Source organism: uncultured Gordonia sp. (assembly GCF_937858515.1).
GTDB lineage: Bacteria > Actinomycetota > Actinomycetes > Mycobacteriales > Mycobacteriaceae > Gordonia.
This window is the reverse complement of record NZ_CALLZT010000210.1, coordinates 44,989-67,459: the sequence shown is the minus strand read 5'-3', so window position 1 is coordinate 67,459 and position 22,471 is coordinate 44,989. Positions and strand designations below refer to the sequence as shown.

Annotated in this window: 21 protein-coding genes and 1 tRNA gene; 11 read left to right on the top strand and 11 right to left on the bottom strand. The window is 67.7% G+C overall.

All coding sequences use genetic code 11. The features are described from left to right. The first annotated feature begins 4 nt into the window (after positions 1–4). Together Q0627_RS21080 and Q0627_RS21075 are read left to right on the top strand one after the other, a co-directional pair. Complete coding sequence (locus tag Q0627_RS21080) at positions 5–691, top strand: YdcF family protein (RefSeq protein ID WP_298812669.1); 687 nt, start codon at positions 5–7, stop codon at positions 689–691. Positions 692–821: 130 nt separating this feature from the next. Further along, positions 822–1,322: an NADPH-dependent FMN reductase gene (locus Q0627_RS21075; protein ID WP_298812607.1), complete on the top strand. Its 501-nt coding sequence runs from the start codon at positions 822–824 to the stop codon at positions 1,320–1,322. Here Q0627_RS21075 and Q0627_RS21070 read toward each other — a convergent pair. Genes Q0627_RS21070 through Q0627_RS21050 form a run of 5 tightly spaced genes read right to left on the bottom strand, consistent with a single transcriptional unit; the run spans position 1,319 to position 5,300 of the window. After that, positions 1,319–2,002, bottom strand: a complete 684-nt coding sequence (locus tag Q0627_RS21070) for a GNAT family N-acetyltransferase (protein WP_291016020.1) — start codon at positions 2,000–2,002, stop codon at positions 1,319–1,321. The two genes, Q0627_RS21075 and Q0627_RS21070, sit on opposite strands and share 4 nt — an antisense overlap. A gap of 47 nt (positions 2,003–2,049) precedes the next feature. Then, positions 2,050–2,877 carry an SCO1664 family protein gene (locus tag Q0627_RS21065; RefSeq protein ID WP_291016022.1) on the bottom strand — a complete coding sequence of 276 codons (828 nt, stop codon included), beginning with the start codon at positions 2,875–2,877 and terminating at the stop codon, positions 2,050–2,052. Beyond that, on the bottom strand, positions 2,877–3,599 hold the full coding sequence (locus tag Q0627_RS21060) for a DUF3090 domain-containing protein (RefSeq protein WP_298812604.1): 723 nt from the start codon (positions 3,597–3,599) through the stop codon (positions 2,877–2,879). The genes Q0627_RS21065 and Q0627_RS21060 overlap by 1 nt, the downstream gene beginning before the upstream one ends. A 25-nt stretch (positions 3,600–3,624) precedes the next feature. Then, complete coding sequence (locus Q0627_RS21055) at positions 3,625–4,422, bottom strand: MSMEG_4193 family putative phosphomutase (protein WP_291016026.1); 798 nt, start codon at positions 4,420–4,422, stop codon at positions 3,625–3,627. A gap of 35 nt (positions 4,423–4,457) precedes the next feature. Beyond that, on the bottom strand, positions 4,458–5,300 hold the full coding sequence (locus Q0627_RS21050) for an undecaprenyl-diphosphate phosphatase (protein ID WP_291016027.1): 843 nt from the start codon (positions 5,298–5,300) through the stop codon (positions 4,458–4,460). Between the two features lie 168 nt (positions 5,301–5,468). Here Q0627_RS21050 and Q0627_RS21045 point away from each other — a divergent pair, with 168 nt between their 5' ends. From Q0627_RS21045 to Q0627_RS21035, 3 genes are read left to right on the top strand one after another with little or no spacing between them, the layout of a single operon-like run. Next, positions 5,469–6,503, top strand: a complete 1,035-nt coding sequence (locus tag Q0627_RS21045; RefSeq protein ID WP_298812601.1) for a YncE family protein — start codon at positions 5,469–5,471, stop codon at positions 6,501–6,503. Next, the gene (locus Q0627_RS21040) at positions 6,500–6,817 is read left to right on the top strand and encodes a DUF5703 family protein (RefSeq protein ID WP_291016029.1); all 318 of its coding nucleotides are present in this window, start codon (positions 6,500–6,502) and stop codon (positions 6,815–6,817) included. The genes Q0627_RS21045 and Q0627_RS21040 overlap by 4 nt, the downstream gene beginning before the upstream one ends. Beyond that, positions 6,811–7,920, top strand: coding sequence for a quinone-dependent dihydroorotate dehydrogenase (locus tag Q0627_RS21035; protein WP_298812599.1), 1,110 nt, complete (start codon positions 6,811–6,813; stop codon positions 7,918–7,920). Before Q0627_RS21040 ends, Q0627_RS21035 begins: the two co-directional genes overlap by 7 nt. 34 nt (positions 7,921–7,954) lie before the next feature. On the opposite strand, the gene Q0627_RS21030 is transcribed toward Q0627_RS21035, so the two are convergent. Together Q0627_RS21030 and Q0627_RS21025 are read right to left on the bottom strand one after the other, a co-directional pair. Continuing rightward, on the bottom strand, positions 7,955–8,500 hold the full coding sequence (locus Q0627_RS21030; protein ID WP_298812596.1) for a YbhB/YbcL family Raf kinase inhibitor-like protein: 546 nt from the start codon (positions 8,498–8,500) through the stop codon (positions 7,955–7,957). Between the two features lie 51 nt (positions 8,501–8,551). Further along, positions 8,552–9,886, bottom strand: a complete 1,335-nt coding sequence (locus Q0627_RS21025) for a M20/M25/M40 family metallo-hydrolase (RefSeq protein ID WP_298812594.1) — start codon at positions 9,884–9,886, stop codon at positions 8,552–8,554. Between the two features lie 108 nt (positions 9,887–9,994). Here Q0627_RS21025 and Q0627_RS21020 point away from each other — a divergent pair. The 3 genes from Q0627_RS21020 to entS all read left to right on the top strand — a co-directional run bounded on the left by Q0627_RS21020 (position 9,995) and on the right by entS (position 13,328). Next, positions 9,995–10,083: transfer RNA gene (locus Q0627_RS21020), tRNA-Leu, on the top strand. A 235-nt stretch (positions 10,084–10,318) separates the two neighbouring features. Continuing rightward, a complete protein-coding gene (locus Q0627_RS21015; RefSeq protein WP_298812591.1) occupies positions 10,319–11,971 on the top strand; it encodes a protein kinase domain-containing protein in 1,653 nt (550 codons plus the stop codon). Positions 11,972–12,023: 52 nt separating this feature from the next. Beyond that, positions 12,024–13,328 carry an enterobactin transporter EntS gene (entS, locus tag Q0627_RS21010; protein WP_298812588.1) on the top strand — a complete coding sequence of 435 codons (1,305 nt, stop codon included), beginning with the start codon at positions 12,024–12,026 and terminating at the stop codon, positions 13,326–13,328. 9 nt (positions 13,329–13,337) lie between these two features. Here the strand turns inward: entS and Q0627_RS21005 are convergent, their stop codons facing one another. Then, the gene (locus Q0627_RS21005) at positions 13,338–14,918 is read right to left on the bottom strand and encodes a (2,3-dihydroxybenzoyl)adenylate synthase (protein ID WP_291016038.1); all 1,581 of its coding nucleotides are present in this window, start codon (positions 14,916–14,918) and stop codon (positions 13,338–13,340) included. Between the two features lie 23 nt (positions 14,919–14,941). Here Q0627_RS21005 and Q0627_RS21000 point away from each other — a divergent pair, with 23 nt between their 5' ends. Next, a complete protein-coding gene (locus Q0627_RS21000; RefSeq protein ID WP_291016039.1) occupies positions 14,942–15,592 on the top strand; it encodes an isochorismatase family protein in 651 nt (216 codons plus the stop codon). Beyond that, entirely contained in the window at positions 15,589–16,302 is a 714-nt protein-coding gene (locus Q0627_RS20995) for an SDR family oxidoreductase (protein ID WP_291016041.1), read from the top strand. The genes Q0627_RS21000 and Q0627_RS20995 overlap by 4 nt, the downstream gene beginning before the upstream one ends. 17 nt (positions 16,303–16,319) lie before the next feature. Here Q0627_RS20995 and meaB read toward each other — a convergent pair whose 3' ends face one another. From meaB to Q0627_RS20980, 3 genes are read right to left on the bottom strand one after another with little or no spacing between them, the layout of a single operon-like run. Further along, the gene (gene meaB / locus Q0627_RS20990; protein WP_298812581.1) at positions 16,320–17,309 is read right to left on the bottom strand and encodes a methylmalonyl Co-A mutase-associated GTPase MeaB; all 990 of its coding nucleotides are present in this window, start codon (positions 17,307–17,309) and stop codon (positions 16,320–16,322) included. After that, on the bottom strand, positions 17,309–19,600 hold the full coding sequence (gene scpA / locus Q0627_RS20985; protein ID WP_298812579.1) for a methylmalonyl-CoA mutase: 2,292 nt from the start codon (positions 19,598–19,600) through the stop codon (positions 17,309–17,311). The genes meaB and scpA overlap by 1 nt, the downstream gene beginning before the upstream one ends. After that, a complete protein-coding gene (locus Q0627_RS20980; protein WP_298812576.1) occupies positions 19,597–21,513 on the bottom strand; it encodes a methylmalonyl-CoA mutase family protein in 1,917 nt (638 codons plus the stop codon). The genes scpA and Q0627_RS20980 overlap by 4 nt, the downstream gene beginning before the upstream one ends. Positions 21,514–21,622: 109 nt before the next feature. Between Q0627_RS20980 and Q0627_RS20975 the strand changes: the two genes are divergently transcribed. Beyond that, complete coding sequence (locus Q0627_RS20975) at positions 21,623–22,330, top strand: TVP38/TMEM64 family protein (protein WP_298812573.1); 708 nt, start codon at positions 21,623–21,625, stop codon at positions 22,328–22,330. Positions 22,331–22,471: the final 141 nt, after the last annotated feature.

Genomic DNA, 22,471 nt, shown 5'->3' with positions numbered 1-22,471 from the left:
CGGGATGGCGCTGGTCGTCATCCCGTTGGGCATCATCGTCGCCGAACTCGTCGGATACACCCTGTACGCGTGGCTGTACAGCAAGATCGGCCGTGTTCCGCCCGCCGAGGTGGTGGTGGTCCTCGGCGCGGGACTGTCGGGTGAAAGGGTCACACCGTTGTTGGCCGCCCGCATCGATCGCGGGATCGAGGTACTCGACAAGATCACCGCGACCGGTGGACAACCGGTGCTGGTGCTCTCCGGCGGACAAGGTGCCGACGAGGCGGTCTCCGAGGCGGCGGCGATGGCCCGGTACGCGATCGAGCAGGGTGTGCCGGCCGACCGCATCATCGAGGAGGACACCTCCACCACCACCGAGGAGAACCTGCGCAACACCCGCGACGTACTCGCCGAACGCGGCTACGAGTGGTCGACGATGGCGGTGGTGACCAGCAACTTCCACACGCTGCGCGCGGCATCGCTGACCCGGCGCCTCGGGCTGCCGGCCACGGTGATCGGCGCTCCGACGGCCCGCTATTACGTACCGGCGGGCTTCCTGCGGGAGTTCACCGCGTGCCTGGTGCACTACCGCAGGCTCAACCTGATCGCGTGGTCGGTGCTGACGGCGCTGACGTGGGCGTTCATCGGACTTGTCGCGTACCTGAGTGCGCAGCAAACCGAGGTCGTCGACGCCGCCCTCGCCATGGTGTAGCCGCCTGCACGCCAGGACGGTCTCGTCAACCCTTCGCCGACGACGGAACGTGGGGTTGACGGGCACGCGTTCGCATGGGCATGTGTTCGGTGAGCAATCACTGAGGACCTATGAGCGAGGAGTTGAATCTGTGAGAACAGTAGTGGTGGTCGGCAATCCGAAACCCGGTTCGCGTACCCGCACGGCGGGCGAGCGGTTGGCGCAGGCGCTGGGCGGGGACACCGAGACCATCGAGCTGTCCGAACTCGGGCCCGGCCTCCTGGGTTGGGGCGATCCCGGCGTCGCCGACGCGGTCGCGAAGGTCCAGTCGGCCCGGTTGGCGATCATCGCCTCCCCCACCTTCAAAGCCACCTACACCGGGTTGCTGAAACTGTTCCTCGACCAGTTCGCCGGCGGCACCGGCCTGCGGGATGTGGTGGCGATCCCGCTGATGCTGGGCGGCGGACCCGCACACGCACTGGCCGTCGAGACGTCGTTGCGCCCGGTGCTCGTCGAGATCGGGGCGAGCTGCCCCACCGCCGGGCTCTATCAGATCGACAGCACCTTCGACACCGACACCAGCCTCGCCGACTGGGTGGAGCGCTGGGGCCCGACCGTTCACCGAACCGTGCTCCCGGAAGCGGACGACTAGGGCTTGTGTTCGCGGGCCCTGGACGCAAGGTATTCCGACTGCGTTTCCAGGGTCCGTTCGCCCGGACCCGGATGGGCCTCGCGCATCCGTGCGGCGTCAGCCAGCGTGGACTCCCAGGAAGTCCGGGGATGCAACGGATCTCCCGCACGCAGTGATGCCCGGTAGGCGTCGACCGGCTCTCCGCGAGCGATGGCACCACCGGGTACCCAGGCGTCCAGCACGAAACCGCATTGGTGTGCGACGCGCAGGCTGGCGAGGTTGCCGTCGAGAGCCACCCATCCGATGCGTGTCTTGCCGACCGCGAAAGCGTGCGCGACGGCCAGCCGCACCGCCCGGCTCATGATTCGCCGGCCCCGCTGGTCCGGGTGCAGACCGTAACCGATCTCGGGTTCGGGGCCGTCGCCACGGATGTCGACCCCGCCCGCGAAGAGACCGTCGACATCTATCACCCAGCACATCGCGGTGCCGCTGTTCCATTTGGCCGGGATATGTTGCAGCACGAACTCTTCGGCATCAGCACACTCATACGGAACGGGAACCGTGGTCCACCTGGCCATCTCGGGATCGGTGGCCTGCCGGTAGACGCGGTCGATGTCGTCGGCGCGGTGTGCGCGCAAGGTCACCACACCGTCCGACAGGACTGGGACGCAGTCGGGAAACCGGCTCGCGCTGTTGCTCATCTGCCGAGCGTAAGGACTTACGCTTGCGGCGACCACTGATTTTCGTGTCAGAACGGGGGCCACGGGATCGGTCGCCGGCCCGGCGGGTACGGCATCGCACCGGTGTCGACGAGTTCTGCGCATCGGGTGGCCACCGCGCCGATCTCCCTGTCGGTGATCAATCCGGCCAAGGCGGCGCGCACCGGGCCATCGGGACCGAGGTCGTCGGCCAGCGAGGCGATGTCGGCGAGCAGGTGCGCCGGGATCTGCTCACCCGCCCACCCCCAGAGCACCGTGCGCAGTTTGTCATCGGTGTGCAGGCAGATGCCGTGGTCGATGCCGTACACCCCGCCATCGAGCCCTTCCAGGACGTGTCCGCCTTTGCGGTCGGCGTTGTTGAGCACGACGTCGAGCACCGCCATCCGCTGCAACCGCGGGTCGTCGGCGTGGACCAGGACCACAGGGTCACCGGCTGGCGTGTAGGCCTCCAGCACCGACTTGAAGTCCTCCGGCACAAGAGCCGGCGGGCACAGATCGACCAGATCGAGCCGGGCCGGATCGTCGGGGGCATCGACCGTCTCGACCCATCGCTGCACCATGCCGGGCCCGGCCGGACCGTCGCGCAGGACGGTCTCCGGTATCACCGACCAGCCCAGGGCATCGGAAATCAGATACGAGGCCACCTCCCGGCCGGCGAGGGTGCCGTCGGGAAAATCCCACAGCGGCACTTCCCCGCGGACCGGCTTGTATACGCACCGCAGTTCGGTTTCGTCCCCGCCGACCGCATCGCATACCAGTGCCGCGTTGCTTGCCGACCGGATGCGTCCCACGACGACCAGTTCACCCTCGGCGAGGATCGTCGCGGACACGGAATCCGGCGGTGAGGCGTCCGCCATCAATGTCGGCCGCCGGACGCGGGCCCCTCGTCGTCGGGGCCGGAATCCGCCTCACCCTGCGCGTCTTCGTCCTCGCTGTCGTCGTCGGTGGTGAACAACGATTCATCTTGCACCGCAAGGCTTTTGAACACCTCGGGGTCGATGAAGTCGAGTGATTTGCTCAGCTGGGCGCTCCGCTTGTAGCCGTTGGTACGCACACACAGATGCCCGTCACGATCGAGCGGCCCACCGCAGATCGGGCAGGGTGGTCGCCCTGCCGAGATCACCAGGGACGAGTGGGCCGCGAAGTCGCGGGCGGCGACCGTCGTGAGGAACACGCGCACAGCATCGGGTCCCTCCTCGGTGTCGTCGAGGACGATGCTCTCGTCGATCTCGGCGTCGGTGACGGCCAGCAGTTCGATGACCACCGCCTGCGCCTCGGCGTCCCAGCCCAGGCCCATGGTGCCGACCTGGAACTCGGCATCCACCGGCATGACCAGCGGATTGAGGTCGTCGACGGACTCTGTTTCCGGCGGGATCGGGGTGCCGAATCTGCGATGGATCTCCTCCAGCAGCATTCCGATCCGGTCGGCGAGGATCTGTACCTGCTGCTTCTCCAGCATCACGCTGACGACTCGCGCCTGATGGACCGCCTGGAGGAAGAACGTCCGGTCTCCGGGCTGGCCGACGGTCCCGGCAACGAAGCGATCCGGGCTGCGGAACACATGAATGGCTCGTGCCATCACCCCTCCTTGGTCGTGAAGTTCATTATCCCCGGACCCGTCGATCGTGCAGCGGACCCGGATGGGGCCGGGCGGCGTGGGCATGATCGGGCTGAGCGTGATCGAGCCTCAGGTGGGCGCCCGTCTCGCCACCCACCACCGCATCATCCTGGTCGTCGGGCCGGGGTGGCCGAGGTGCCGGGATCGACACCGCTGCGGTGTTGTTGACGGTGTGGATGTACGGGCGGGTGGATCCGTACCGGATGACGGTGATCGAGGCAGTGTCGACGACGATGCGCTGGAACGAATCCAGGTGCATTCCCATCGCGTCGGCGATCACCGACTTGATGACGTCGCCGTGCGAGCATGCCACCCACAGTCCGTCCCCGTTCTCACCGGCGAACCGGCGATCGAGGCTCCGAATCGCGGCGACCGACCGCGCCGACATCTGCGCGAGCCCCTCCCCTCCGGGAAACACGGCAGCCGAGGGTTGCCGCTGCACGACCTGCCACAGCGGTTCCTTCAGCAGTTCTTTGATGGTCCGGCCGGTCCAGGAGCCGTAGTCGACCTCGGCGAGATCGTCGGCGACCTCCTCGACCACCTCGTCGCGCCTCTCGGGTGCAGCACGTAGTGCTCCGAGCAGTGGCGCGACGGTCTGCGCGCACCGATCCAGGGGGGAACGAACGACGGCCCGGATCGCCGCATGCTGGTCGGCGAGCCTGCCGACCAGCGCCTCCGCCTGCCCGCGCCCCAGATCGTCGAGGCCGACGCCGGGGGTTCGCCCGGCCAGGACGCCGGAGGTGTTGGCCGTGGAGCGTCCATGGCGCACCAGAATGACGGTCATTCCCCAACCTTAGTGGCCGCGCCGCCGGGCGTCGGTCAGGTGGCGGAGACGGCCCCGGTGGCGAGCAGGATGATGATCGTGACACCCAGGATGATGCGGTAGCCGCCGAACCAGTTCATCGAATGCTTGCTCACGAACTGCAGCAGCCAGGCGATCGAGGCATACCCGACGACGAACGCGATGAGCGTGGCCACCAATAGCTGCGGACCGCTGGCCTCCATGCCTTCTCCGCTGGGGCTGAACGCATCGGGCAGCGAGAACAGACCCGAGGCGGTGACCGCGGGAATCGCCAGCAGGAACGAGAACCGGAACGCGGCCTCGCGCTCGAGGCCCAGGAACAGGCCGGCGCTGGCCGTGGCGCCCGAGCGGGACACGCCCGGGATCAGCGCCAGGCACTGCGCCGACCCCATCACCAGGCCGTCGCGCAGGGTGAGCTGCTCCATCGACCTTTGCTTGGTGCTGTAGCGCTCGGCGACCCAGAACACGACCGCGAACACGATAAGCACGGTCGCCACCAGCCACAGGTTGCGGCCGGTGGTGCGGATCTGATCCTTGAACAGCAGGCCGAGAATGCCGATCGGGATGGTGGCAAGAATCACATACCAGCCGATCCGGTAGTCGAGACCGCGTTGCTGTTTGTCGGTCAGCCCGCGGAACCAGGCGGCGATGATGCGCACGATGTCCTTGAAGAAGAACAGCAGCACCGCGGCTTCGGTACCGAGTTGGGTGACCGCGGTGAACGAGGCTCCGGCGTCGTCTCCGAACCATAGTTCGGAGACGATACGCAGATGCCCCGACGACGAAATCGGCAAAAATTCGGTCAGTCCTTGGACGGCCCCGAGAACGATCGACTGGGCCCAGGTCATGCTGTCGGTCACGGCGCCCGATGGTACTTGCTCATCGTGCCGCGTGGTTTTCGGACGCTCGCCGCGGTGGTGTGAATCGCCCGAGCACCCCGCCGATTTGCATGTGGGCGGCGCACACGCGGCAAGATGGACGGCATGCGCTCAGCCGGTTGTGGTGTCCGTCCCCGTTCCCGTGTCCGCATGGCCGGGGTGGCGATGACCATCGCGTGCGCGCTGATCGTCGCCGCGTGCGGGTCGGAGGATTCGACACCCGACGTGCCGACCGTCACACCCGCGTCGGCGGTGGCCGCACCGCCGGCCGGCGCCCCTCCGGCGGGCACCGTGGTGACCGCGGCGCAGGGCAAGGCGATCGCGGCGACGTCGGGACGCTTCTATGTACTCTCCGATGACGGAACCACTGTGCTGCGCTTCGACCGCACCGGCATCACCGGACCGGGCACTCCGGGTGCGCGGATCACCACCCCTGCCCTGACCAGCCTGATCGCCACCGCCGACGGCTCCCTGATTGGGGCCGGACCCGACGTCGTCGTCCGCATCGGCGCCGACAACAAGGTCTCCCCGACCACACAGACCGGCGTCACCGACCCGACAGTGGTGGCACGGACCGCCGACGGCAGGGTTCTCGTCGGGACGGTGTCCGGGTCGGTCGTCGTCTTCGGAAAGGATCTGTCCCGCGAACGCACGATCAGTGGTTTCGTCCGCGTCGACGGCCTAACCGTGTCCCCAGCCGGCGTCGGCTTCGACAACGAGCAGGTGGTCGTCCTGGATCGGGCGCAATCGTCGGTGACCCCGATCAACATCGATGACGGTTCCAAAGGCGCGGCACTGCGGGCCGGTAACGGCGCCACCACCTCCACCGTCGACAGTTACGGACGGGTGCTGGTCGCCAACACCCGCGACGGCGAGATCCTCGGCTTCTTCGGCAAACCGATCGTCAACCGGTTCCGCTACCCCGTGTCCGGGTCGCCGTACGCCGTCGCCTGGGATCAGAAACGGCACCTGCTGTGGGTGAGCGCGACAGCAGTCAACCAGCTCATCGGGTTCGACCTCGCTGACGGCGAACCCGCCGAACGGCATCGAGTGGCGACGGTGGTGCAACCCGACAGCCTGGCCGTCGACGATTCCACCGGCGCGTTGTACGTGCTGTCGGCACGCGGTGGTGGAGTGCAGATCATCGACCCGACCACCACCCTGCCGTCGTCGGGGACGCCGTGAGCGCCGGCGCCCGGTTCGGTTCCCGCTATCCGCGGGGATGGGAACGCTCGTCGGACACCGTCGAAACGGTGCTGCTGACGCTGCCTCCCGACATCACCCGGCTCACCGCGTCGATGCGGCTCTCGATCGAGGCCGAGTTCGGCGGCTGGGAACTGTCGCGGGTTCGACTCTACTCCGACGGCACCCGGAAGGTGCTGCTGCGCCGAAAGAAGACGAAACCTGCCCCGCCGCCGGACACCCACAGCCGGGACACCGGCAATCGGCACACCCACGACGGGGACACTCAAGAACCAGGAGAGGCCCAAGCGTGCTGAGCCGAATCAACGCCGTCATCTACCCGTTGCTGCTCAAGCTGATGTTCCTACTGAGTCCCGAACGCATCCACCACCTCATGACGCGGCTGCTGTCGGTCGCCGGGTCGACGGAGATACTCAGCTACCCGCTTGCCAAGGTGTTCGGGCAGCACGACCCGGTCCTGCATCAGCGGGTGTTCGGAGTGGATTTCCCGGCCCCGCTCGGCCTTGCGGCCGGATTCGACAAGTCGGCATCGGCGATCAACGTGTGGGGACAGATCGGGTTCGGGCATGCCGAGGTGGGCACCATCACCGGACAGGCCCAGCCCGGCAACCCGCAGCCACGGCTGTTCCGGCTGCCCGACGACCGGGCGCTGATCAACCGGATGGGCTTCAACAACCCCGGATCAGCTTCGGCCGCGACCAATCTCGCGAAGATCCGGCGTGGTCCGGTGAGTGTGCCGATCGGTGCCAATATCGGCAAGACAAAGGTGGTGCCGGTCGATGATGCTGTCGCCGACTATCGGTTGTCGGCCCGATCCCTGGGCCCGCTCGCCGACTTCGTGGTGGTCAACGTCAGCTCCCCCAACACCCCGGGACTGCGCGATCTGCAGGCCGTCGACTCGTTGCGGCCGATCCTGGCCGGAGTGCTCGACGAGGTGAACGTACCGGTGCTGGTCAAGATCGCCCCCGACCTGGCCGACGACGACGTGGACGCCGTCGCCGACCTGGCCGTGGACCTCGGTCTGGCCGGGATCGTCGCCACCAACACCACTATCTCCCGGGCCGGGCTGCGCACGCCCACCCCGCAGGTCGATGACCTCGGTGCGGGCGGACTGTCCGGTCCGCCGGTCGCCGACCGGTCGCTGGAGGTATTGCGCCGCCTGTACGCGCGGATCGGCGGAAAGCTCGCTCTCGTCAGCGTCGGGGGCATCAGCACCATCGACCAGGCATGGGAGCGGATACTTGCCGGTGCCGACCTGCTGCAGATCTACACCGGCTTCATCTACGGGGGCCCGGTTCTGGTGAAGGAGATCAACGAGGGCATCGCCGAACGGGTCAGGGCAGCGGGTTTCTCCTGCGTCGCCGACGCCGTCGGGACGGGTTCAGCCGACAACAGCTGAACCCCGGGCAAGACCCAGGGCCGGCCAGGATTGTTCAGACGTCTTCGGCGGCCTGCTCGTATGTGCCGACGATGACCGCCCGGGCGATCGCATGCGAGAACAGGTTGAAACCCAGGTACGCGGGGGTGGCGCCGTCGGGGAGGCCGAGCGAGGGCACGTCGACAGCGTGCACGGCCACGAAGTACCGGTGCGGTCCGTGCCCGGGAGGCGGTGCCGCACCCACGAAACGGGCCAGCGAAGCGTCACTGTTGAGCGTCACCGCACCTGCGGGCAGGCCGCTGCCGGTCTCGTCACCGGCGCCCTCGGCCAGTTCCGTGACCGCCGCCGGGATGTCGGCGACCGCCCAGTGCCAGAAGCCGGATGCGGTGGGCGCGTCGGGATCGTAGACGGTCACGGCGAAGCTCTGCGTCTCGGCGGGAAAACCCGACCACGACAGTTGCGGCGACAGATCCTCGCCACCGGCCCCCATCAGGCCGCTGACCTGCGCGTTGGCGAGCGGCCGGCCGTCGGTGATGCTCGACGAGGTGAGGGTGAATCCGGGCAGCTGCGGCAACGCCGCATACGGGTCGAACGACGACATCAAAAACCTTTCCTGTGGGTGGTTCGGACGTCATCAACACTAGTTGGCCGATCAGCTGTGCAGCAGGAAGTGCTCCAACACGCGGGTCCCGAACAGCAGCGACTCGACGGGCACCCGTTCATCGACGCCGTGGAACAGCGCCGCGAAGTCGAGGTCGGGCGGCAGTTGCAGCGGTGCGAATCCGAAACACCGGATGCCCAGCTTGGCGAACGCTTTCGCGTCCGTGCCCCCGGACAGCATGTACGGGACGGTCTTGCCGTCAGGATCGTGCGCCAGAATCGCCTCGTTCATGGCGTCGACGAGATGACCGTCGAAGGTGGTCTCGTACGAGTCGAGGTGGGTGATCCATTCGCGGGTGACGTTGGGTCCGATGAGTTCGTCGATCTCGGCCTCGAATGCCGCCTGACGGCCCGGGAGCACCCGGCAGTCGACCACGGCCTCGGCCTTCTGCGGGATGACGTTGGCCTTGTACCCCGCCTTGAGCATCGTCGGGTTGGCGGTGTCTCGTAAGGTCGCACCGATGATGCGGGCCAGGTTGCCCAGCTTGAACAGCGCCGTTTCCAGATCTGGGGTGTCCGGGCTCAGGTCCAGGCCGGTCTCGGCCGACACCTCGGCCAGGAACTGCGACACCGACTCGGTCATCACGAGCGGGAACGTGTGCCGGCCGATGCGGGCGACGGCCTCGGCGATCTCGGTGACGGCGTTGTCGGCGTGCAGGAATGATCCATGGCCCGCGGTGGCGTCCGCGGTCAGCCGCATCCACGCCAGACCTTTCTCGGCGGTCTCCACCAGGTACAGGCGCCGTTGGGTGCCGTCGGGACGGTCGACGGTCAGCGAGAATCCGCCGACCTCCCCCACGGCTTCGGTGACTCCGTCGAACAGGTCGGGTCGGTTCTCGACCAGCCAGTGCGAGCCCCACGCGCCGCCGGCCTCCTCGTCGGAGAGGAAAGCGAACACGATGTCGCGGGGTGGGACGGTGCCGTCGCGTTTGAACTGACGCGCCAGCGCCAGCGCCATCCCGACCATGTCCTTCATGTCGACGGCGCCGCGGCCCCAGATGTAACCGTCGGACACCGACCCGGAGAACGGGTGCACGCTCCAATCGGCGGGTTCGGCCGGGACGACGTCGAGGTGGGTGTGCAGGAGGAGCGTGCCGCGCGTGTTGCCCGGATCGCCCTCGAGTCTGGCGAAGACGTTGCCACGGCCGGGCTGTCCGGATTCGACGTACTCGGTGAGGTACCCCGCCTCCTCAAGACGCTGCGCCACCCAGCGGGCACATTCCTCCTCGCCCTTGGTGGTGCTCAGCTCACCGGTGTTGCTGGTGTCGAACCTGATCAGGCTGCTGACCAGATCGACCACTTCGTCGACCGCGCGGAGGGTGCTCACCCCCTTTTACTACGTGATTTGGGGAACCGGGGCAACCTCGGTTACTGTAATCCAGCCGGTGCGAGAACGACCTCTGCGAGGAGGCTGAGCGAGTGCGGCAAACACCTTGTCCGGGTGGCGGAATGGCAGACGCGCTAGCTTGAGGTGCTAGTGCCCTATTAACGGGCGTGGGGGTTCAAGTCCCCCTCCGGACACCAGCAAGATCAATACACGCGAAATCCCCGGGATCCACATCGGATCCCGGGGATTTCGCATTCTCGCCCGCTCCGGTGCCGTTCGAACGGCCTACACCCGACTCCGGACCACACCCGAGGTTGCGGAGGGGTGTTAGATTCTGGGACATGCGCTGCTTTTCCCCGGTAAGCGCAGCACCGGGTGGACATCGCAGCCGACAACATGACGGGCGCGGTATCAGGGGAAGGTCACTGTCACATGCACGCAGCCGGGGCATCCGTGATCGCCGGGCATCGGGTGTCGGCGGTCCTCGGTCAGGGCGGCATGGGAACCGTGTACGCCGCCCAGCATCCCCGACTGCCCCGGATGGTGGCGCTCAAAGTGCTCAACGTGCCGGTCTCCGCCGACCCGGAGTTCCGGCTCCGTTTTCAGCGGGAAGGACAACTCGCCGCCTCACTGGAACATCCGCACATCGTGCCCATCTACGACTGCGGCGAGGATCAGGGCCAGCTCTGGCTGAGCATGCGCCTGGTCCGCGGCACTACCGCTGCCGCGCAGGTGGCAGTCTCACCTCAGGGCATGTCGATCGAGGCTGCCCTGGACATCCTTCGCGCGGTGGCGTCCGCGCTCGATTTCGGGCACCGGCGCGGGGTGGTGCACCGCGATGTGAAACCGGCGAACATCCTCATCGACACCGAGACGAGTCAGGTCTTGTTGTCGGACTTCGGGATCGCCCGGCAGATCGGCGGCAACGACGGACTCACCGCGGCCGGAAGCTTCATCGGCACCTTCGACTACAGCTCGCCCGAACAGATCTCCGGCGATGATCTCGACGGCCGCAGCGACCAGTACGCCCTGGCGTGCATGGCCGTACAGCTGCTCACCGGGTGCAAGCCGTTCACCGGGCCGACCGCGGCATCGGTGATCAAACGTCACCTCGTCGATCCCCCGCCCTCGGTGGCGGCGATGCGTCCCGGGCTGCCGCCGACAGTCGACGTCGTGTTCACCCGGTCTCTGGCCAAGAAGCCCGCAGATCGCTATACCTCGTGCGCGGAGTTCGTCGCCGCGCTGGCGGCTGCGCTGCGCGCGCCGGCTCCCGTCGGGGCTTCACCCGCCGATGCGCCCACCCGGCCGATCGGCACCGGCGACACCACCCGGATCTCCACTTCGTCGTACTACGAATTCGTCGGTGAGGCAGAGGATTTCACGTACACCATCGCCGAGATCACGCATACGGTCACTGTGCGCCGCATCCGCGCGACCCGCGACCTGCCCCAGCATCGGGTCGCCGCGGGCGATCAGGGCGGCTGGCTCGAGTCACCGGCAAACCTCGCTGATCAGGCGTGGGTCGGCGACGAGGCGTGGGTGGTCGGTTCGGCGCGGGTACGTGAGAACGCCGTGGTCCGCGACAACGCGTTCGTCGGCGATCATGCCGACATCTCCGGCACAGCGCGTGTCGACGGTGATGCCTCTGTCTTCGGCGAGGCACGGGTTCTGGGCCAGTCCCGGATCTCCGGCAGCGCCGAGATCACCGGGAACGCGATGATCTCCGGCGGGGCGTGGGTTCAGGAGGATGCGGTGGTCACCGGTTCGGCGAGTGCGGGCGACCATGCCCGGATCTCCGGCAACGCCCATGTGTCCGGGGAGGCCAGAATCCTCGACTACGCCACCGTCACCGAACACTGCGTGATCTCCGGCCAGGCGCGGGTCGACGGCCACGCCCGGGTCGCGGGGTCGGTGACCGTTTCAGACAAGGCCACCGTCGGCGATCGTGCCCGCGTCTACGGCCGGGCGCAGATCGGCGGCAATGCCGTCGTCGCCGACGATGCGTCGGTGTCCGGGGACGCCCGGATCGGTGGTCGCGCCCAGATCCTCGCCCACGATTCCGTCACCACCGGCACGCGGGGCTGATCGTCGCCACCCCGGCACTCACCGTCATCCGAGCATGGCTAGGCTAACCTGCGTGCCGGACCGTTCGATACTGATCGACCTCTCCCCCCTGCGCGAGAGCGCACCGTTTCGCCGGATCTTCATCGCGCGGCTGATCTCGCTCGTCGGGATCGGGATGCTGATGGTGTCGGTGCCGATCCAGATGTACGAGCTCACCAAGTCGTCGGCGCACGTCGGCGGTGCCACGGCCACCACCGGCATCAGTACGTTCATCGGGATGTTCATCGGCGGAATCCTGGCCGACAAGTACGACCGGCGCATCATGATCATCATCGGCCGGACCGGGGCGATGCTGGCATTCGGGGGCCTGGCAGCCAACGCGTTCGGGGTATTCGGTGGTGAACCGCGGTTCGTCGCCGTGTACGCGTTCGCCGCCGCCGACGGCCTCATCGGGGCGCTGTCGATCGCGGCGTTGATGGCCTCGCTTCCGACGCTGCTGCCGAAGGAGAAGATGGTCGCCGTCGGTGCCCTCAACTCGATCTCGGTGCGGGTGGGTACCGCGATCTCCCCCGGTGTCGCCGGTCTGATCATCTACGCCGCCGGTGTGGGCTGGACGTACACGGCGGCGACGGTTCTCTCGGCGATCACGGTGCTGCTGCTGTTCGGACTGCCGTCGATGCCGCCGACTGCCCATCCGGCGGCTCCCCCGCACGGACCGGGCCCCGATGACAGCGATGCCGAACACGACCCGTCGACCCAGTCGATCGGGGTGTTCCTGCGCACGCAGCGTGTCGTCGGGTCGGTGATGGCCGTGGGTGTGGTGGCGATGCTCGGTGCGGGTGTGGTCGCGCTGATCCCCGCCCTGGCCGACGAACGTTTCTCCGGCGACGAGCGGGCCATCGGATTCGCCTACGCGGCCTTGGCGGTGGGTGCGTTGCTCGCCGCGATCACCAGTGGCTGGCTACCGGGGGTACGCAGGCCCGGCGTGCTGCTCATGAGTGCGCTGATGTTCGCGTTCTGCCTGCACATGCTGTTCGGCCTCACGTCACTGCTGTGGCTTGCGCTGCTGATCCTGGTGGTGGGCGGTTACGGCGACACGATCCAGGAGATCCTGCGCTTCTCGCTGATCCAGCACCACACCCCCGGACCGATCCTGGGCCGGGTCACCGGCCTGTGGACCGCGCAGGAGGTGGGTGGTATCACCGTCGGTTCGCTGGTGGCCGGTATGTACGGCACCATCTGGCCGGCTTCGGATGCGATCGTCTACTACGGACTGACGATGCTGGTCCTGGCCGCGGCAGCGATGGCGCTGCTGGGCTCGCTGCGCCGGGTGGACTCGCTGCGTGCGTCGGCACCGAGCGAGCCCACCGCAGCCTGACTGACGTGATCAGTTCTGTGCGAGCAACTCCCGTAACCGCCTACGACTGACCTTGCCCACCCCGGTCTCCGGGAACTCCGCGATCACCTTGACCACGTCGGGCAGCTTCCATTCGGCCAGCCCTGCCTCGCGGACGAACTTGCGCAGCACCGGCAGCGTCGGCGGCTGCTCCGGGTCGACGGCGATCACGTACGCGCAGGTCCGCTCGCCCAGGAACTTGTCGGCGACGGCGACGACGATCGCGTCGCGGACCGCCGGATGTGCGAGCAGTTCCTCCTCGAGTTGTTCGGCCGACACCTTCTCGCCGCCCCGGTTGACCCTGTCGCCGCCGCGCCCGCGCACCAGCATGTTGCCCTCGGCGGTCAGTTCGACGACGTCACCGGTGCGATACCAGCCGTCGGGCGCGAACGATTCGGGACTGCGGCCGGCCCAATAGCCGCGAATCGTGTACGGACCCTGCGTCTCCAGGAATCCTGGGCCGTCGGTGACGATCTCCCCGTCCTCGGTGACCAGCCGGAGCTCGTCCGCCTCGGACATCGGCCGACCCTGAGTCGAGGTGATGACCTCCTCGGGGTCGTCGAGGCGGGTGTAGCACACCAATCCCTCGGCCATCCCGAACACCTGCTGCAGCGTCACCCCGAGCGCCGGGCCGATGCGTCGGGCCAGCTCATCCGGGCAGCGGGCCCCGCCCACTAGAACGGTGTCCAGCGTCGACAGGTCGAAGTCGGTGCCGGCCTCGGCGGTCTCGGTCCACAACCGCGCCAGCGGCGGCACCAGGCCCGTCATCGTGACCCCGGCACGTTCGACCATCTGCCAGGCCACCGACGGGCTCGGTGATTCGGTGAGCGCCACCGTGCCACCGGCGTACAGGGCGCCGAGGATGCCGGGCGAGCTCATCGGGAAGTTGTGCGCCACCGGCAGCGTGGCCAGGTACACCGTATCGGCGGTGACGCCGCAGACCTCATTGCTGCGGATCACGCTGTACAGGTAGTCGTCGTGGGTGCGCGGGATCAGCTTGGGAATGCCGGTGCTGCCACCCGAGAGCTGCAGGAACGCCATCTCCGACGGATCCGACCGCTCATGGTCGATCGGATCGGCGTAGATAGTCGCGAGGTCGTCGACATCGATGATGTGCCGCAGCGACGGCACCTGCGCGGCCACCGATTCGGCGAGGGCGCGGTGGTCGACGGCACCGATGCGCCGCGGCGTCACGATCGCGACGGCCTCGGCCGCACCGGCGATACCCACCAACTCGTTCTCCCGGTGCGCAGGCAGCCCGAACACAGGCAGAGCACCCACCCGGAACAGGGCGAACACCACGATCACGTACTCGGCCTGGTTCGGGATCTGCAGCAGCACCCTGTCGTCACGGCAGATGCCGAGTGCCACCAGGCCGGCGGCGAGCCGGGCGACGTGGTCATCGAGTTCGGCATAGGTGAGGCCGGTGGTCGCGTCGATCACCGCGGTACGCGGGGCAACCTGGGGGTCGGCAGCGCGACTACGCAACATGTCGTCGAATGTTTCGCCGCGCCACAATCCCTGAGCGCGGTAGTGGTCGGCGAGTTCCTGGGGCCACGGTGCAACCTTCATCCAAGTGAGGCTACCCTCACAAGGTGGCCATTCCTAAGATCCCCCCGTACCCCGTCCCGACCGGGCCGTACCCGACGCCCGTGGACTGGACCATCGATGTCAGCCGTGTCGCCCTGCTCGTGCACGACATGCAGCGCTACTTCATCGACGCCTACGACGTGGCCGCCGAGCCCATGGCCACCGCCCTGCCCAACATGGTCGCGATCCGTGAGGCATGCGAACGCGCAGACGTACCGATCGTGTTCACGGCGCAACCAGGCGACCAGCACCCCTCGCGCCGCGGGATCCTCGCCGACTTCTGGGGCAAAGGCCTGTCCTCGGGCCGGGACGAGGAGATCATCGACGAACTGGCGATCCGCGAACACAACATCAAGGTCACCAAGTGGCGCTACTCGAGCTTTCAACGCACCGACATGCGGCACCTGCTCGCCCACCACGGGCGTGACCAGCTGATCGTCGTCGGCGTCTACGCGCACATGGGATGCATGATCTCGGCGACCGAGGCGTTCATGTGCGATGTGGAACCGTTTTTCGTCTACGACGCGCTCGGAGATTTCTCCGCGGAAGAACATGAGATGGCAGCCAACTACATCGCCAAACGCGCTGGGCGGGTGTTGTCGGCGGCCGAGGTGCTGACCGCGCTCGTCCCGTCCGCGCAAGCCGCCTCGCGGTGATTCCCGGAGTCACAGGCCGGCATGTCCTGGTCACCGGCGCCGCCGGCGGAATCGGCGGTGCCGTGGTGGTGGCGCTGGAGAGTGTCGGCGCGCAGGTGAGCGCCTGGGATCAGGCCGGCGTCGACGGTGTCCGCGCGGTGGACGTGCGGGATCAGGACGCGGTGCGGGAGGCCTGGCGGGCCACCGAGGCCGCCGGCGGCACGATCGAGTTGCTCGTCCACGCGGCCGGTGTGATGAGCGACGACTGGGATGTGTGCATGGCCGTCAATGCCGGCGGCGTGCGCAACACGCTCGATGTGGCGACGTCCGCGATGATCGACCGGGGTACCGCGGGTTCGATCGTGGTGCTCTCCAGCAACGCGGCCGCGATTCCGCGGACCGCGATGGCCGAATACGCGGCGTCCAAAGCTGCGGCCACCTCGTATACACGCAGCGTGGGACTTGCTGTCGCCGGGCACGGCATCCGCGTGAACGTCGTCTCCCCCGGTTCGACGCTGACGCCGATGCTCACCGGGATGTGGACCTGCGACGCCGACCGCGAGCGGGTGCTGACCGGTACGCCCGAACAGTTCCGGCTCGGAATCCCGTTGGGACGCATCGCCGATCCCGCAGACATCGCCTCGACGGCGGTGTTCCTGCTCTCGGATGCGGCCCGGCACATCACGATGCACGATCTGCGCGTCGACGGCGGGGCCACCCTGGACATGTGAGTCCTGCCGGTGGCCGATCAGCTGCCGTCAAATGCGGCGACGATCCGCTGCGCACCCAGCGCGGGCGTCAATTCGCCTGTGCCGACGCAGGATTCGACGTCGCCCCGGATGCCGGTGACGCGTTCGTTGGAGGCCAGGCGGGAGAGAACCGTGTCCTGCACCATCGCCCACATCCAGTCGATCTGCTGGCGGGTGCGCCTGCGGTCGAACTCCCCGGCCTCGCGCAGCACCCGATTGTGATCGAGCACCGTATCCCAGAACTCGTCGACGCCGGTGTTCTCGATCGCGCTCATCGTGCGTACCGGCGGTGTCCACAGCGCGTCGTGCGGGTAGATCAGGCCGAGCGCGTTCTTGAGCTCGCGGGCGGCGGCCTTGGCCTCGACCTGGTGTTTGCCGTCGGCCTTGTTCACAACGATCACGTCGGCCAGTTCCAGGACACCCTTCTTGATGCCCTGCAGCGAGTCACCGGTGCGGGCCAGGGTCAGGAACGTGAAGGTGTCGACCATCCGGGCCACCTCCACCTCGGACTGGCCCACGCCGACGGTCTCCACCAGCACTACGTCGAAGCCCGCGGCCTCCACCAGGACAATGGTCTCGCGGGTCGCCTTCGTCACCCCGCCGAGCGTGCCCGACGTGGGTGAGGGGCGCACGTAGGCGTTCGGATCCACCGACAATCGGCCCATCCGGGTCTTGTCGCCGAGGATCGAACCACCGGTACGTGTCGACGACGGGTCGACGGCCAGCACCGCCACCTTGTGGCCCTGCGAGATCAGGTGCATCCCGAGGGCCTCGATGGTGGTGGACTTGCCGACGCCCGGGACACCGGTGATACCGACGCGGAACGACTTGCCCGCGTGCGGGGTCAGTGCGAGCAGCATCTCCTGCGCGGCCTGGCGGTGATCGGGCCGCGTCGACTCGACGAGGGTGATCGCCCGGGCCAGATCGGACCGGCGGTCGGCGAGCACTCCCTCGGTCAACGCCGCGACGTCAATCGGGCGGCGTGCCATCAGCTTTCGTCAGCCCCCGACGAACCCGAACCCGATGCGGCCAGCTCGAGGTCGAGACTGTCGGCGAGTTTGCCGATCAGCTCGACCGCCGAGTCGGCGATGACCGTGCCCGGCGGGAAGATCGCCGCCGCACCCGCCTCGTACAGTTCGTCGAAGTCCCCCGGCGGGATGACGCCGCCGACCACGATCATGATGTCGGGACGCCCCACCTCGGCAAGGGCCTCCCGCAGCGCCGGCACCAGGGTGAGGTGACCGGCGGCCAACGACGACACGCCCACGACGTGCACATCGTTGTCGGCGGCCTGGCGGGCCACCTCTTCCGGGGTCGCGAACAGCGGGCCCACGTCGACGTCGAAGCCGAGGTCGGCGAACGCGGTCGCGATCACCTTCTGGCCTCTGTCGTGGCCGTCCTGGCCCATCTTGGCGACGAGCACACGCGGGCGCCGGCCCTCGGCGTCGGCGAACCTGTTGACGATGTCGATGGCCGCGTCGATGTTGCTCACCTGACCTGCCTCATGCCGGTACACCCCGCTGATCGTCTTGATCTCGGCCTGATGGCGACCGTAGACCTTCTCCAGTGCCTCGGAGATCTCCCCGACCGTCGCACTGTGCCGAGCCGCCTCGATGGCCAGCGCCATCAGGTTGTTCTCCATACCGCCGTCCGACGATCCCGCCGCCCGGGTCAGATCAGCGAGCGCGGCCTGCACGGCGGCCTCGTCGCGCTCGGCACGCAGCCGCACCAACTTTTCGAGCTGCTCGGCGCGCACCTTGGAGTTCTCGACCTTGAGGACCTCGATCTCCTCGTCCTCGTCGACCTGATACTTGTTCACGCCGACCAACGGCTGCTGACCGGAGTCGATGCGGGCCTGGGTGCGCGCGGCCGATTCCTCGATCCGCAGCTTCGGCAGGCCCTCGTTGATGGCCTGCGTCATGCCGCCGGCGGCCTCGACCTCGGCGATGTGGGCGCGGGCCTTCTGCGCGAGCTGATGGGTCAGCCACTCGACGTAGTTGGAACCGGCCCATGGATCGATCGACTGCGTGGTGCCCGACTCCTGCTGCAGCAACAGCTGGGTGTTGCGGGCGATGCGGGCGGAGAAGTCCGTCGGCAGCGCGATCGCCTCGTCGAGGGCGTTGGTGTGCAGCGACTGGGTGTGCCCCTGGGTGGCGGCCATCGCCTCCACGCACGTGCGGGCCACGTTGTTGAACACGTCCTGCGCCGTCAGCGACCAGCCCGAGGTCTGCGAATGCGTGCGCAGTGACAGCGATTTGGCCGACTTCGGGTTGAACTCGGCGACCAGCTCGCTCCACAGCAGGCGTGCCGCGCGCAGTTTGGCGACCTCCATGAAGAAGTTCATGCCGATGCCCCAGAAGAACGACAGGCGGGGCGCGAACTTATCGATGTCCAGGCCAGCGTCGAGACCGGCACGGATATACTCCACACCGTCGGCGAGGGTGTACGCCAGCTCCAGGTCGGCGGTCGCCCCGGCCTCCTGGATGTGATATCCCGAGATGGAGATCGAGTTGAACTTGGGCATCTTGATGCTCGTGTACTCGAAGATGTTCGAGATGATCCGCATCGAGGGTTTGGGCGGATAGATGTAGGTGTTGCGGACCATGAACTCTTTGAGGATGTCGTTCTGGATGGTCCCGGCCAGTTTCTCCGGCGGCACCCCCTGCTCCTCGGCGGCCACCACGTACAGCGCCAGAATCGGCAGCACCGCACCGTTCATGGTCATCGACACCGACACCGACCCCAGGTCGATGCCGGCGAACAACTGCCGCATGTCCAGGATCGAGTCGATGGCCACACCGGCCATACCGACGTCACCGGCCACGCGCGGGTGGTCGGAGTCGTAGCCGCGGTGGGTGGCCAGGTCGAACGCCACCGACAGGCCCTTCTGACCCGAGGCGAGGTTGCGACGGTAGAAGGCGTTGGATTCGGCGGCGGTGGAGAAGCCCGCGTACTGGCGGATGGTCCACGGCTGGTTGACGTACATCGTCGGGTACGGGCCGCGGATGAACGGCGCCACACCGGGAATCGAGTCCAACGGGTACGGGTGCTCACTGTCTCGGGTCACCGCGTCCCGGTCGCCGCGCGTGTACAGCGGGGCGACCGCGATCTGTTCCGGGGTGTTCCAGGTGATCTGCTCGACGGTGTATCCGTTGGACTCGGCGAGCTGGTGCACCGCGGCATCGGACTCGTTGTCGGCCGGGGCCGGTGGGGTGTCGCCATCGAGGGAGACTCCGCTGAAGTCCGGGATGGTCTCGGTGACCGGATCGGTCTGGGTCATGACTGGTCTCCCACTGTCGAGCCGGACGCTGCCTCAAGCTGATCGACGAGGCCGGTCAGGGTGGCGATGGCATCGATTCCCACCTTGAGCGCACCGTCGGGAGCGTTCTCGGGATCGGGCCATTCCGAAGCCGGTCCGGCCAGCAGTACTGTGCTCAACCCCGCGGCGCGGGCCGCAGCCAGTACCGCCGGACCGTCCTCGGCGTACCGCTTCTTGGTGCCGCAGAGGACTGCCACCGATGTCGGTGTGCTCGCGACGTGACCGGCCACTTCCTCGGCCGTCACCGGGCCCGGGTTGACCGCATCGATGCCGCCCGAGGCCAGCAGGTTGGCCACGAAGGTGGTCCGGCCGTTGTGTTCGGCAACCGAACCCAGCGGGATCATCAGCACCTGTGGTCGTGCGCCGGTGGCTTCCTGACGTGCGTCCGAACGGTCCCGCAGACCTTCGAAGGCCCGTCCCACGCGAGCGAGCTTCGGGGTTCCGGTGGCCACCGCGCTGTCGTCGGCGAGCGCACGCTCGATCGGTTTCTCACCGAGGTTCGGGAACTCGTTGACACCGGTGACCGATATCTTGCGGTGTGCGACCGAGTCGTCGCGGGCGGCCAGAGCAGCACCCACCTTGTCGGCGATCCAGCCGGAGTCCAGCGCGGCGCGATACCCGCCGAGGCCCTCGACCTCGGTGAAGATGTTCCACGCCGATGCCGCGAGATCATCGGTCAGCGATTCAACGAACCAGGAACCGCCCGCCGGGTCGATGACGCGGCCGATATTGGACTCCTCCAGCAGCAGCAACTGCGTGTTGCGGGCGATGCGACGGGAGAACTGGGCGCCCGAGGTACGCAGATCAGCGGGGATCGCGGCGTCGAAACCGAGGACGGTGACCTGATCGGCGCCGCCGACACCGGCACCGAATGCGGCGATGGTGGTGCGCAGCATGTTCACCCACGGATCACGCTGGGTCAGCATCGACAGATCGGTGACGCCGTGCGTGATGGCCGCACCCGCTTCCCGCTTCCCGACCACGTCGGCCACCCGCGCCCAGATCTTGCGCAGTGCACGGAACTTAGCGATCGTGGCGAACTGGTTGTCGTCGGCCGACACCGCGAATGTCAATTGCGTCAGCGCCTTCGACGCGGAGATACCTGCCGCGGTGAGGTCACGCAGATGCGCCACAGCCGCAGCCACGGTCAGGGCCAGCTGCAGGCTGTCGTCGGCACCGGCGGTGGCGAAGTCGGCACCGTCGACCCGGAAGGCCCGGACCGCCTGTCCCGAGTCGACGAGTTCGCCGGCAAGTCCGGTGGCCTCTGCGGCGGTGATCGTGGGACGTCCGGCGAACGCGGCCGTCAGCGGGGACAGGCCGAGCGAGCCGGTTGTGGCCGCGGTGGGACGGGCGGCGACCGGCGCCTCCTGGGCCGTACGGCGCAGCTCGAGATAGGCACGCGAGGCAGCGACAGCATCGGTGCCGGCATCCAGGGTCACCGGGATCAGGTCGAGGTAGACGCCGGTGAAGACCTCGGCCAGATCCCCGGCCGACACACCGTCACCGACGGCCAGCCACAGACCACTCGCACCGTTGACGAAGGCATCCAGGATCGCCTCGTTGATCTCCGCGGCCGAGCGGGTTTCGCCGTCGCCGAACCGTTCGGTCACCCGCCAGCCGACGTTCACGTCACGATGCGGATCGGCGCCCCGGACGAACGGGTACTCGCCCGGAAGCCCGGGCTCGACGGTCTCGTCCTTCCTTGTATACAGAGGACGGATCGTCAAACCGTCGGCCATGGTCGTCGCGAGCAACGACTCGGCATCTCCCGGAAGTTGGTCGACCTCGACACGACGCGACTTGGCCAGGACGGCAGCCGCGGACGAGGACCACTTCCGGTACGCCTCGTCGAGGGAATCTGTGAGCTGTGACATGTGGGGCAGGACACCTCCGTGAACCACTGTGTGTACGCGTACATGACCTTAGCCGATCGCTCGGTCGGTGTTTCGTTAGTGGTCCGATCAGAGCAGTAGTGTTGCCGGGGTGCGACGATCTGACCCGAAGGCGATACGGACCGCTGTCATCGGCGGGCTGGCCGCACTGGCGGTCATCGCGTGTGCCTACCTGGTGCCGCTGCCACCCATCGGCAGCGTGCGCGACTGGGGCGACGGTCTGGGGCCCTGGTTTCCGTGGGTGTTCTTCACTGTGTCGGCGATCGTCACAGTCGCACCCATCCCGAGGTCGACGTTCACGATCATGTCGGGGGTGTTCTTCGGGCCGATTGTCGGATTCGCCGGCGCGATGATCGCGTCCACCGCCGCGGCAGTCATCGCATTCGTACTCGTGCGCCGGGTCGGACGGGAGAAGGTGCGTCCGTACCTGCGTAAACCGATCGTGCGAACCATCGAGTACCGGCTCGAACAACGCGGCTGGCTCGCCATCGGGTCGCTGCGGCTCATCGCCGCCTGCCCGTTCTCGGTCACCAATTACTGCGCGGGTCTGTCGTCGGTGCGGCCCGTTCCGTATGTGGCGGCCACCGTCCTGGGCATGGCACCGGGGACCGCGGCGGTCGTGTTCCTCGGCGACGCTCTGACCGGTGAGCGCGATCCGCTTCTGCTCGGGCTGACCGTGCTGTTCTTCGCCACCAGGATCGCGGGACTGGTGGTCGACTCGATGCTGCCGGTCGGCACTTCGCGGCCGGACGCCGCGGACTCGGCCACCGCCGATCCGGCTCGAACCGACACTGACTGACGCCGAACCTCGATCTACCAGCGCGATCTACCAGCGCGGCGGGTCCTGCCGACCAGGGCCGGGGGTGCCCGGAGGCTGCGGAGGGTAGCCCTGCCGGGGAAGCACCTGATAGGGCGACGATTCCTGGGCCTGTTCGGGATA

Bases quoted from the DNA above. Each gene is read 5' to 3' on its own strand.
- Q0627_RS21005 (WP_291016038.1), bottom strand. From the start codon at position 14,918: ATGAAGGTTGCACCGTGGCCCCAGGAACTCGCCGACCACTACCGCGCT.
- Q0627_RS21030 (WP_298812596.1), bottom strand. From the start codon at position 8,500: ATGTCGTCGTTCGACCCGTATGCGGCGTTGCCGCAGCTGCCCGGATTC.
- Q0627_RS21055 (WP_291016026.1), bottom strand. From the start codon at position 4,422: ATGACCGTCATTCTGGTGCGCCATGGACGCTCCACGGCCAACACCTCC.
- Q0627_RS21060 (WP_298812604.1), bottom strand. From the start codon at position 3,599: ATGGCACGAGCCATTCATGTGTTCCGCAGCCCGGATCGCTTCGTTGCC.
- scpA (WP_298812579.1), bottom strand. From the start codon at position 19,600: ATGACCCAGACCGATCCGGTCACCGAGACCATCCCGGACTTCAGCGGA.
- Q0627_RS21070 (WP_291016020.1), bottom strand. From the start codon at position 2,002: ATGAGCAACAGCGCGAGCCGGTTTCCCGACTGCGTCCCAGTCCTGTCG.
- Q0627_RS21065 (WP_291016022.1), bottom strand. From the start codon at position 2,877: ATGGCGGACGCCTCACCGCCGGATTCCGTGTCCGCGACGATCCTCGCC.
- Q0627_RS21045 (WP_298812601.1), top strand. From the start codon at position 5,469: ATGGCCGGGGTGGCGATGACCATCGCGTGCGCGCTGATCGTCGCCGCG.
- meaB (WP_298812581.1), bottom strand. From the start codon at position 17,309: ATGGCACGCCGCCCGATTGACGTCGCGGCGTTGACCGAGGGAGTGCTC.
- Q0627_RS20980 (WP_298812576.1), bottom strand. From the start codon at position 21,513: ATGTCACAGCTCACAGATTCCCTCGACGAGGCGTACCGGAAGTGGTCC.
- Q0627_RS21015 (WP_298812591.1), top strand. From the start codon at position 10,319: ATGCACGCAGCCGGGGCATCCGTGATCGCCGGGCATCGGGTGTCGGCG.
- Q0627_RS21080 (WP_298812669.1), top strand. From the start codon at position 5: ATGGCGCTGGTCGTCATCCCGTTGGGCATCATCGTCGCCGAACTCGTC.